Below are 10,871 nucleotides of genomic sequence, written 5' to 3'. Positions count from 1 at the left end.
AGAAGGGGGCAGGGGGATGAGGGGCAGCCATTACACAACTCATTTAGGTTTGCTAAATGAATAATTGTTCATTGCGTCCCCACTTACGAGAAACCGTCTTAAAGGAGAGGATTCGTGCAATCTAGTGGATTGTTTCATCTAATTTGATGCATTAGATTTTGTTTGTAGTGATTGCTTGAGCCATCTCTAGCTAGGCTTTTAAGCACTCTTCGTGCTTACACCAAACAAAGCCCTATTTTAGTCGAAACAGTCCACTAGGGTGTAGTGTCATGACTGGATTAAAATAGTGCAAAGCAAGGAGTGCGAGCATCTTGCTCGCTGTCTTTCCCTAGCAAGCGAGACGTTTGTCCTGTGCTAGTAATCTAACAGGAATGTCTCATAATTCGTCGATCGGCCTGATGATTTTTTAGTCGGATTCAGTCCCGGTAAAGACGGATTAGAAGCTCTGGTAGCGCCGGGAGATGGGATGTTTTTTTTTAGTTGATCCATCTGACGATTAATCACCGCCAGGCGTTTTTCAATTTGGTAACCTCGTTGCTCCAGATTTTGGAGTTCGTTGGCAAGTCTTTGTTTTTCTACCGCCAGTTGATAGAGATTCAGATAATCCGATGATTCCGACTGTTGACGGGGAATGGTGCTGATTTTCGGGGGAATGCTACGGCGAGAAATGGGGCGTTTCATAGGTGGGTAATGGGTAATGGGTAATTAGGTTTACTATAGTAGGGTAAATACTTGACTTTACGGTGTGGGAATAACAATTCGCTTTGGAGTCAATTGACGATGGGGTTTATTGCTCATTTTTTCAAGCTTTTTAATATCGTCGTATAAGGCTTTTAGATCCCAATTGAATTGGGCAGCATAGGCCTCGCGGATAGCTCTGATTTCTTCGACAATTGGATCGTTTTTCATGGTTGATATTCTATCAGTTCTTCTGGAGTACAAATGATTGAAGGATCGTAGCCATAAGCGCGGCATAATTTTTCTATTTTACCTCGCATAATAGCATTAGCAATGTGCTTACAGTTCCAAGTTAAAAGAAAATCTATACCATTGGTAACTGATGTAGCAATATGTAGGGCATCAGCAGACGCTTTTGTGGGTAAAACTGCCTGGGCAATTAATTGCTCGGCCAGTTTGAATGCTTCTGGCCTTAAGTTCCAGAATTTGTATGCTATCAAGAATAGCTAATCGTTCTTTTGCTGCTTCAGGATTGCCACCCCTAGCTTCTTTGATAACAATCTCTGAAATGTACAAGTCAAAAAGACTCCCACAAGCATCCCACCAATCATGAGTCGTTTGTTGATGTCCAGCAACAACAATATCACGACTAGGGCGAGCGGTTAGATAACTAATCACTGAAGTTTCTAGGTAAACACTAGGCATCAAGTTTCTGTATTTTGCTAACAGTTCATCGTATCCCAGTACCCCAAATGAGTATATACATTGAGTGCTGACTAATCTAGTGTAGCGTATAAAATGGAAGTGAGACTCATCCTCAATGATTTGTAAACTAACGATTATGACGATTTATTTCTATTCCACTCGTGAAAAACCTTATGGTTGTTTCTCCAATTTTTCGGCCCATGGGTTCACTTTAGATGAGTTATGGTGGCCGACGAGCGAGCATTATTTCCAAGCACAGAAGTTTGTAACCACTGATGCAGCATGGTTTGAGAAGATCCAAACGGCGAAAACGCCTAAAGACGCAGCAAAAATGGGACGCGATCGCACCCATCCCCTGCGGAAAGATTGGGAACAGGTGAAAGAGGAGATTATGCTGCGAGGAGTGTTGCAAAAATTTACAACTCATGAGGAGCTACAGCAGATTTTATTACAAACGGGAGAAGAGGAAATTGTTGAAAATTCCCCCATTGACTACTATTGGGGATGCGGAAAAGACGGAAGCGGCCAAAACCGCTTAGGGGTAATTTTGATGCAGGTGCGCGAGCAACTCCATAAAAACCACTCAATACTTCCAAGACACTAATACTCTCTATCTATTGCGTGCCAATGGTAGCTTAAGATTGATTATTCATTTTCTTTCGGATTCTCTCTAATTCAGAGTCTACGGAGTCCAACCCTTCTTGGACTTCTGGCTCTAGGAATTCTTCAGGGAAATCTGGAGCAACTGCTGGTTTTTTCTTCGGGCGGCTTGCCTTTGGGGTGGGTTTCTGGGGTTGTGGTTTCGCTTGCTTCTGTCGGCGCTTTTCGGCTTGCTGTTGTAGCCGTGTTGCCCGTCGCTCTTCTCTAAGTTGGCGCTGCTCCTCCCGCCGACGGTTTTGGGCTTGGCGGGCTTCTTCTTGTTTGGCTCGTTGGCGATCGCTGGCTTCTTGCCATAAATTGCGGAAGTAGTACAGGTAGGTTTGAACCACATACCATATGAGGACAAATACCCCAATGTCTTCTTCTGTGGGTGGGATTCGGTCGGTGAGGAGCTGTGGTTTCCACAAGAAAAACATTACAGCAGAGGTCAGTAGGCTGATATTAGAGAAGAACATATCGCCAAACCCCTGAAACCAAACCCCCCTGGGCAACCGCTTGGGATATTCGGCTGGTCTTTGTCTCAGTCGTAGCCACAGATAGGTGCAAATCTGGCGCAGGTGACCGAAGAAGGCGGCGGGCCAGACGAGGGTCAGCAGGAGGAAGAAGAAAAGGGCAATCAAGAACAAGACCCCAAAGAAAATAATACCAGTTGAGGTCTCGGCTCCATCTATTCCCATAGCCATTAGCACCATGGCATTGCCGACCAGTTGTACGGGGATGGCGAGTAAGCTACCAAGGAGGGTGATGCCAAACCAGGTTAGTAATGTTCTGAGGAAGCACCGGGGATAGGGGAGAAACCGGGGGTAGAATTTCATTCTTGAGCGATCAACGCCTAGTCGATCGACTGACAGAACATTATTGAGTATAGCGTGACGTTGGTGCTTAATTGATGCAGGTGCGCGACTCCGTAAAATTTCTTAAATTTCTCTCCTATGCGTGACCCATGGGTGTAAAATCGAGAACGGACTATACCTCCCACACCTGATGAAAACCATTGCTATTTATCACAACAAAGGCGGAGTCGGGAAAACGACCACGGCCGTGAATCTTGCTGCTGCCTTTAGCAATAAAAACAAGCGCGTCTTGCTCGTGGATATTGACGCTCAGGCTAACTCGACGTTTGCTACGGGGTTAATTAAGTTTCAGTTTGAGGAAGATGATAATCTCAAAGATCGGAATATTCTCCAAATTATCAGTTCAGGAGATTTTGATTTTATCCCTGAAATTGCCCGTAAATCTAAGGGCTTTAATACCCCAGAAATTGATGTCATTCCTTCCCACATTACCCTAATTGATGAAAAAGATAAACTCACAACTCTAGCCTCGACTCGATTTCGGCTAAAGGCAAAACTTGAACAAGTAGAAGACCGCTATGATGTCGTAATTATTGACGCACCGCCTTCTAGGGATCTCTATGCGGAAATAGCACTGGTTTCTGCTGATTATTTAATTATTCCTTCGGATATGAAACCTTTTTCTAATCAGGGTCTAAGAAATGTTAAACAGTTTATTCGTGAAGTGAATGAAACGCGCACCAGTATTGGTAAAGACCCTTTAGGCGTATTGGGTGTTTTGGCTTCTAAAATTTTAACTAATCCTAAATACGTGGAATTTGTGTTTCCCAAACAAAAAGAAGCGGTTTTGCAACGTTATCAGCTTCCCATGTTGAAGACGGTGATCTATGAGCGGGTAGCGTTATCTCATTGTATTAATCAAACGGTCAGTCGGGGAGATTTGGAAATTCCTGACCCAAAATCGGTGTTTGAGTTTGAACGGGATGGGTATTCCGTGACAGAATTTAGAAATCTGTCGTCTGAAGTGATGCAAAAAATAGGTCTGTAATTATGAGCAAATATTATTTAGTAGATGTTAAAAGTATTCAGTCCAATGTTTCTCGCTCAGAGTTTGCGGTAGAGGAGTTGGAACAGTTGGCTCAAAGTATTTTGCAGGCTGGCGGTTTATTGGTTCCCCTGATTTTAAAACAAACTGGGCCGGAATCTTATGAGGTGCTGGCGGGCGATCGCGAATATTATGCAGCCGTCAGAGCCAGGGAAATCAACCCCCGTGCAGGGGAAGTCGTGAATGCGTTTGTGGTTGAGCCAAAGTTGCAAGAGGCAGCCCTAGAGCAGGTTTCGGCGCTCTATCCTCAACCGACTCAGGGGGTGAAGATGGCGACTGATGTTGTATCGACGGGAGCGGTAGAGCAACGTTTGAATAACCTAGAATCTCGCTTTGATCGGGCACTGCAAGACATGAAACAGACTCACCAGCAAGCCATTAAGGAGCTACAAGAGCAGATTCATGGCTTAGAGGAACAAATTCCGGCGAAAATTGAGCCACTGGAGCTACTGAACCAGGGTAGTTCTGTGGAATTGCTGGAAAAACTAGCGATCGCCAATATACGGGGTAAAACGGCTGATAAGCTGATCGGGGCGATCGAAACTGCCCGCCAACAAGCCCCATTTCAGTCCTTCAGCGATGTCATCAAGCGAGTTCAAGGACTGGGAGACAAACGCATGATTACCCTCTTAGATGCCTGGGGAAATCGGTAGTTTAACATCAGTTTTGGTTATGCGATCACCAATTCAATTGTAAACTCTGTTCCCTGACCCAGACTAGAGTGACAATAGAGTTTACCGTGATGTTGTTCGGTAATAATTTGATAGCTAACATATAGACCTAGACCGTTATGATTTTTACCTAACTTAGTGGTGAAAAAGGGCTGAAAAATTTGCTCTTGTATAGCTTCTGATATCCCCACTCCATTATCCGCAATAGAAATCCGTGCCCATCGATCGCCGATACAGGAGGTGGAGATGCGTAAAATTTTTTCTTCGACGGAATCTTCTTCTAAAGCATCGATCGCGTTATTCAGGATATGCATGATCGCCTGGTTCAGTTGTCGAGGATAGCAGGAGACTGGGGGCAGATCGCCATACTCACGGATCACTCTAATCTGGGAGCGATCGCCATGGGGCTGGAGTCGATGCCCCAAAAACAATAAACTACTCTCGATGCCCTCGTGCAAATCCACCGTTTTGTAATCCGATTCATCCAATCGAGAAAACTTGCGGAGTGAGTTAACAATGGTTTGAATGCGATCGATACCCACTTGACTAGACTGGAGAAGTTCCTGAAGATCGTCACTCAAGAACTCTAAATCTAAAGTTTCGAGCAAGCTTTGTATGGTTTCCGATGGATGCGGATAATGATCTTGGTAGGCTTGAGCTAGGTTGAGTAAGTCTTGTGAATACTCCCCCAAATGATGCAGATTGCCCTGAATAAACGCCGTTGGATTATTAATCTCATGGGCAACCCCCGCAACCAACTGTCCCAAAGCTGACATCTTCGCACTTTGAATCAGTTGAGCTTGCGTGTGCTGAAGATGTTTTAATTTTAATCTCAATTCCATCTGAGAGATCACCTGTCGTCCCAACGCTTTCAAAGCCTGCAATTGTTCGTCACTCAGAGTACGGGGAACGCGATCGATCGTACAGAGTGTACCGATCGCATATCCATCAGGGGTAATCAGGGGAGTCCCCGCATAAAAGCGAATATCTGGAGCTGAAGTCACCAAGGGATTGGCAGCAAATCGCTCATCTTCTAGAGCATTAGGGACAACCAAAGGTTGATGCGGTTCATTGATAGCATGGGCACAAAAAGCAATCTCTCTCGGCGTTTCTGGCGCATCCACACCCACTTTTGACTTAAACCACTGCCGATTTTGATCCACCAAACTCACCAGAGCAATGGGAGTGTCGCAAATGTATGCAGCCAATTGGGTGAGATCGTCAAATGCCTCTTCTGCGGCAGTATCTAAGATGTCATAATTCTCTAGTGCCTGCAAGCGCTCAGTTTCATTACTGGGAATGGGTGGAGTCTTCATTTAAGAGGGGGTTTCTCCTCTAGACATTTTCTAGCTGCTGTACTAAATGATGCTAAGGAGCGGATGAATAACAATTTGGTATTCTACCAAATAATCGGTATCAGCGCTAAATTTAGTTCTATTGATCTTGATCCAATAAATCGGCCAGATACTCTAGCGCCCCATATAACTCTTGTATCTTATCAATGGTGTAGTTTTTTTCATGTTTAGTAAACACATCAGCATGTAAACGTCCGAATTGCCATAGATTGCCATCAGTAACAATTCCATAGACTGAGTTCTTTTGATTGTTATTAATTTTTTGGGCAGCCACAAGCTCGGCTAAACATTGTCCCCATACTTGCTCAAAGTCATTCTTTTTTGCTTCAACGACTATGAGAATCGGAGTTTCAAGAACTGTTTTTCCCAGCGACGATCGCTTAGAAAACATATAATAATGCGCTTTCAGTATACCGAATCTGGTAGGCTTTTTGAACTTCAGCAATGCTTTTGAATTGACTAAATGGCATTGGTAATCACTCTGCTTAGGTTGATACTAACTAGCATGAAGTCAAGAAAAATAAAACTTGCTAAAACTCACAAAGGCAATGTTCCACCATCCCATTGATGATTAGGATCGGAATAAAATGTTACTCCCCCACCTTCGCCACCACCACAACGAATCGCTATTATCCAACCGCCAGGGACTTTTGCACGCCATGCACCGAGTCCCCCTGTGGGTTGGTTCTTACAGTCTAGTTTTTGCCAATAGAATTCTGCCATATATTTTTTTTCATTAGGGTATCACTTAAGGAGCAACTGTGGGATTGCTTTTGATATAATAACATAATTATGCCCATCGTTTAATAATGCTGTACCGGTTTTACTCTCGAAAGAAATTGGTGTTTATCTTTTCAACTTAATCCAAGGCAATCAACAAAGAGGTCAACCCATTGCTGAACAACTTTCTCTATCTTCTTGAATCCCTAATTCCTTTTTAGCTCTACGGCTTTGGGAACCGGTCAATGTTCCTTTTTTCTATTTCTTTATTGGCTTTATTACGCTTTCTTAAAATTCATATCCAAAATGTTCGATTGTCCAAGCAAAACGGTTCGCCACAGCCTGATAAGTTTCATCATTATAATATTTACGGTATGGAGAGCGATCGCTCGTATTCATGTAGGGCAGTTCCGGGACTTTTACCTTCAAACATTCCCCTATATGTTGAAAATCATCGGCAATGGTTTCAAAACGACCAATAAAATCGACCAAAATCCTATTGTTTTCATCACAGTACCACTCTTTTAATCCTGGCGATTTAAATTCATTAACATAGTTACTTCCCAACTCGCTCTTGATAAAACTGTCGAAAGATCCGCACTGCTCTACTAACTTAGCCATGTTGCGAGTGGACTCATACCGGTTACCTTTTCTCAACCACCAGTGGTATGACGATACCATTAAATCCCAAGGGTTGCGAACAAACGCAAAGGTAAAGTGGCTCTGCCAATTGCGATCGCCAACAATTTCTTTGATTTGAAGGGCAGTAGCATGTTTCGGTATTCTGTAGCGAGTTCCTTGAGATACATAGGGCCAAGAAGTTGTCTGAAGTGCTTTACGAATCGATGTGCCTGCTGTTTTAGGTACATGAATATAAATATATTTGTTATTATGATCGATAGCAAGATTAGGTTTTTTGGGGTGGAGCCAACGTAGTAATGTATTTTGCTTCATTTGTTTGGTTGATGACTCGGACATTAGGTATTATAGAACATTCAGCAGATATGACCAGCTTTTCACTTCCTACGCACTCCTCCAATCCCTTGATATTACTCAGCATAATTCAACGAGTACAACCCTCTTAAATTAAATCCAGACTTTGCGCCAGTTGCCAAGCTTTGAAGAAGCGGCCTTGCATTGCCCAGGAAACGGCTTGCAAGGCTTGCAGTTCTGGCTCGTCTGGTTTGAGCTGTAGAGCGGTTTCTAGGATGTTTTGCGCTTTTTGAGGTTTCCAGTCATACAGATAGACTACGGCTAAATAGGCGTAGGGATAGGGGCTGTTTGGCTCTAGGGTGGTGAGGGGATCTAAGGCGGCGATCGCCCCCGGCACATCTTGGCGCAATACCCGCGATAACACCAAGCCATAGAGCCAGTCTACCCGGTTCGGATCTTGCTGTAGTCTATAACTCAAGGTGCGATCGACTTGCAGTAAATAGTCTTGAGTGGGATCGTATTGATTAATCCGCCCCACTTCGGCGAAAATATGCTCTAGGGCAGGCGGCCCTTGGGATAGGGTGGCCGCAAACTGGCGAAATTGAGTGGATAAATCTAACTCTAAAGCGGGTTGAATGGGAGCGTCTAAAGATAAGCTGATGCGAATGGGGGGAATGGGAATTTCTTGCGCTGGAGTTTCCCAATTTCGGTTAGGTAGATATTGCACCTTTAACACATAACTTCCCGGTTCCATATCCGCAGGGGGGAGCATCGAAGTTAACTCGCTCACTTCCACCGCTTGCTCTGGATCGAGATTTTCCGGAGCGTAGAGGTTTCCCATCCCAAAGCCATGATCCTGTATCCAGGCAATTTGACCATCTCTTTCCCGAATCCAAGTAATTAGGACTAAACCTGATTGTAGATCTTTCCAGGGGCCGCGCCATTGGTAGGTGACGGGAACGGGACTTCCGGGAGGGACGGGACTGGAGACAAACAGGTTATAAAGTTGCACCTGAGACAGGGGTTGATCGAGGGGAACGACCTGCACGGGGGGAGTATGCTGATGATAGAGATTCAGTTGAGTACCATCATTGAGAGACCAGGAGCGATGCAGGTTAAATAAGCCACCGGTTTCGATGAATTGGGTTAACTGTTGGCGTTCTGCGCTGGGTGCTGAACCTTGCTGACCGGTTTTGGTGATAAACCAACGGAGCGATCGCCCATCTTGTAGAATATGTTCACTATTGGTTCCCACTTGCCGACCGTAAACCTGTCCATTTCGCAATTGCCCATAGTAGTTAATATTATGCTGATTCAGGGTTGGCTTGGAGGGCAAAACCCCAACATTCGATCGCAGATAGGGTTCCGTTTTAATGATTTCATCGATGACTTTGGGATGGGGAGCAGGTAACCCCAATTCTGGATAATGCATCGCTCCAGGACTCAATGCTTGGGTAAAGAATTGTCCCCCCAAAGGATAGAGGTTTAAGAACATGAGTACACCCGCCAATCCTACGGTTCCCCAACGGATTTTAGGGCCCCATTTGCGACTGAGTTTATCCCACTGAGTTAAACCGAAAGCGAGCAAGAGGGAGAGTACGGGAAGAGCGGGGAGAATGTAGCGAGTATCTTTGTTGACGTTGAGGGAACAGAGGAAGTAAGACCCGACTAGAAAGAAGAGTATCCAGAGGATTTTGGGATGCTGTTTGGGATTTAGCCGTTGTTCGGATCGCCAAAACTGAATCCCTAACCCGATAAAACCAACGATCGCCATCCATAATAGGGGCCAAGAGACCAACTCTGGCAGGTCTTTCCAGTAGTAGAGCCAAGCATCTAGGGTATGCAGGGGGGGGTCACCTTCGGCGATCGCCGCGTCTACAGTAGCTCGTTTTCCAGAGGTGAGCATCAGTAACCAGTTGGTACGCACCCAGGGATAGATGAGGGTGAGGGCGATCGCACCGCCTAAAAGCCATTGGCCGAGGCGTTCCCATTGTCGCCGATAAAGGGTGGTGATTCCGGAAACGGCGATCGGAGTGAACAAAAAAAACAGCGCCGTTTGTTTGCTCAGGAATGCCAATCCCACAGAAATCCCCATCAGTGCTGCCATTCCCCACTGTTGTAAGCGCGGTGACTTCCGGGAAAAGTGCCATAAAGTGAGACAGAAAAAGCTCCCTGTCACCATCGCAGTCAGGGGATAATCGAGGAGAAAATCCAGGCGATAGCGATAGAGTCCAGGTAGCAGCATACACAGGAGAGCGCCCCACAATCCTAGATACCCATTGAACAGCAGGCGACCTAACCCATAAACGGAACCCAGGAGAATAGCGCTATAGAGTAGCATCACTAGGGTTGAGGTATCGGGCCCCGCACCAAAGATCTGGACAAAGGGAACTGTCGTAACATAAACCAGGGGCGGAATTTTCGGAGAGAGGAGCCAAAACTGATGCCACCAGTCGCCGGAAAAAGGTTGGGCAGTTTGCAGGATGCGCTGATATTCTAAGACCCAGTTGAGATAATCGGCCTGATCCCAAGCAGGAACCCGGCGATCGATCGCCAACCAGAGGCGATCGCCCACTATAATCAGAAACATCATCAACCCCAGTGCCAACACCGGATCGGTTCCCGTATTTTCCTCAGACCAACGGTGCTGAGTTTTTTCCAATGGTTCCTTAGTCATGCGATCGTTAGCGAAAACTGCTATAAGCTAATTAAGCTATCATAAAGATGGAGTCAGATACTTGCCAACAATTCAACAGGCACTTCGATGTTTTCAGATTTGCCAGAATCTCACAAGCATGTACCGTTCTGTGGATATGGTGCGTTTAGATGAGAGAACAGGAAATGTCATTCTCCTTATAGGAGAAGAAATGATAATTGAAATTTACCCAAATGGAAATTGGAGGTTTGTTAATGAAGTCTGATTTTGAGGGGATGACGATCAGAGAACTTCAAAAGTATGTTCTAGAGCATAGAAATGACCAAGCCGCATTTGAAGCATTGATGGATCGAGTTGATGCAGTCCCCCAGAATCAAGTCTATGGAGAGGTTGATGCTCAGGAATTCTCTGTACTTCTTGAACAGTATCGTCATATCCCAAAAGGTCAGGATAATCTATCGTAGAATCCACCTCTAACTGCCATTGGTCTTACAGCCATTCGCCCTGTCATGAGGTACAAGAGGCAAAGATCCCCCCAACCCCCCTTAAAAAGCAGGGGGTTTTCATTTTCACAAATTATACCACAACAAAAGC

14 protein-coding genes are annotated in these 10,871 nt (G+C 45.1%); 5 read left to right on the top strand and 9 right to left on the bottom strand.

Features of this window, described 5'->3' with window-relative positions:
* Positions 1–354 precede the first annotated feature (354 nt).
* Genes PMG25_RS18985 through PMG25_RS18975 form a run of 3 tightly spaced genes read right to left on the bottom strand, consistent with a single transcriptional unit; the run spans position 355 to position 1,178 of the window.
* Complete coding sequence (locus tag PMG25_RS18985; RefSeq protein ID WP_283768467.1) at positions 355–681, bottom strand: hypothetical protein; 327 nt, start codon at positions 679–681, stop codon at positions 355–357.
* A gap of 57 nt (positions 682–738) precedes the next feature.
* Positions 739–909: a hypothetical protein gene (locus PMG25_RS18980; protein ID WP_283768466.1), complete on the bottom strand. Its 171-nt coding sequence runs from the start codon at positions 907–909 to the stop codon at positions 739–741.
* Entirely contained in the window at positions 906–1,178 is a 273-nt protein-coding gene (locus PMG25_RS18975) for a PIN domain-containing protein (RefSeq protein ID WP_283768465.1), read from the bottom strand. Before PMG25_RS18975 ends, PMG25_RS18980 begins: the two co-directional genes overlap by 4 nt.
* Positions 1,179–1,519: 341 nt before the next feature.
* On the opposite strand from PMG25_RS18975, the gene ybiA reads away from it, so the two are divergent.
* A complete protein-coding gene (gene ybiA, locus PMG25_RS18970) occupies positions 1,520–1,987 on the top strand; it encodes a riboflavin biosynthesis intermediates N-glycosidase (RefSeq protein WP_347178881.1) in 468 nt (155 codons plus the stop codon).
* A gap of 31 nt (positions 1,988–2,018) precedes the next feature.
* Here the strand turns inward: ybiA and PMG25_RS18965 are convergent, their stop codons facing one another.
* Entirely contained in the window at positions 2,019–2,858 is an 840-nt protein-coding gene (locus tag PMG25_RS18965; RefSeq protein ID WP_283768463.1) for a hypothetical protein, read from the bottom strand.
* 169 nt (positions 2,859–3,027) lie between these two features.
* On the opposite strand from PMG25_RS18965, the gene PMG25_RS18960 reads away from it, so the two are divergent.
* Entirely contained in the window at positions 3,028–3,885 is an 858-nt protein-coding gene (locus PMG25_RS18960; RefSeq protein WP_283768462.1) for a ParA family protein, read from the top strand.
* Between the two features lie 2 nt (positions 3,886–3,887).
* Positions 3,888–4,595, top strand: a complete 708-nt coding sequence (locus tag PMG25_RS18955; protein WP_283768461.1) for a ParB N-terminal domain-containing protein — start codon at positions 3,888–3,890, stop codon at positions 4,593–4,595.
* A 17-nt stretch (positions 4,596–4,612) separates the two neighbouring features.
* Here PMG25_RS18955 and PMG25_RS18950 read toward each other — a convergent pair whose 3' ends face one another.
* The 5 genes from PMG25_RS18950 to PMG25_RS18930 form a co-directional block, all read right to left on the bottom strand.
* On the bottom strand, positions 4,613–5,929 hold the full coding sequence (locus tag PMG25_RS18950) for a sensor histidine kinase (RefSeq protein ID WP_283768460.1): 1,317 nt from the start codon (positions 5,927–5,929) through the stop codon (positions 4,613–4,615).
* 118 nt (positions 5,930–6,047) lie between these two features.
* Entirely contained in the window at positions 6,048–6,359 is a 312-nt protein-coding gene (locus tag PMG25_RS18945) for a hypothetical protein (protein ID WP_283768459.1), read from the bottom strand.
* A 146-nt stretch (positions 6,360–6,505) separates the two neighbouring features.
* The gene (locus PMG25_RS18940) at positions 6,506–6,691 is read right to left on the bottom strand and encodes a hypothetical protein (RefSeq protein WP_283768458.1); all 186 of its coding nucleotides are present in this window, start codon (positions 6,689–6,691) and stop codon (positions 6,506–6,508) included.
* Positions 6,692–6,976: 285 nt separating this feature from the next.
* Complete coding sequence (locus tag PMG25_RS18935; protein ID WP_283768457.1) at positions 6,977–7,666, bottom strand: sulfotransferase family 2 domain-containing protein; 690 nt, start codon at positions 7,664–7,666, stop codon at positions 6,977–6,979.
* A 103-nt stretch (positions 7,667–7,769) separates the two neighbouring features.
* Positions 7,770–10,298 carry a glycosyltransferase family 39 protein gene (locus PMG25_RS18930; RefSeq protein ID WP_283768456.1) on the bottom strand — a complete coding sequence of 843 codons (2,529 nt, stop codon included), beginning with the start codon at positions 10,296–10,298 and terminating at the stop codon, positions 7,770–7,772.
* A gap of 118 nt (positions 10,299–10,416) precedes the next feature.
* On the opposite strand from PMG25_RS18930, the gene PMG25_RS24700 reads away from it, so the two are divergent.
* The gene (locus tag PMG25_RS24700; RefSeq protein ID WP_430540978.1) at positions 10,417–10,542 is read left to right on the top strand and encodes a DUF6888 family protein; all 126 of its coding nucleotides are present in this window, start codon (positions 10,417–10,419) and stop codon (positions 10,540–10,542) included.
* Positions 10,532–10,741 (top strand): DUF6887 family protein, encoded by a 210-nt coding sequence (locus PMG25_RS18925; RefSeq protein ID WP_283768455.1) that lies wholly within the window; start codon positions 10,532–10,534, stop codon positions 10,739–10,741. Before PMG25_RS24700 ends, PMG25_RS18925 begins: the two co-directional genes overlap by 11 nt.
* The last annotated feature ends 130 nt before the right edge of the window (positions 10,742–10,871 follow it).

The organism is Roseofilum capinflatum BLCC-M114 (genome assembly GCF_030068505.1).
Classification (GTDB): domain Bacteria; phylum Cyanobacteriota; class Cyanobacteriia; order Cyanobacteriales; family Desertifilaceae; genus Roseofilum; species Roseofilum capinflatum.
This window is presented reverse-complemented; position numbering and strand designations above follow the sequence as displayed.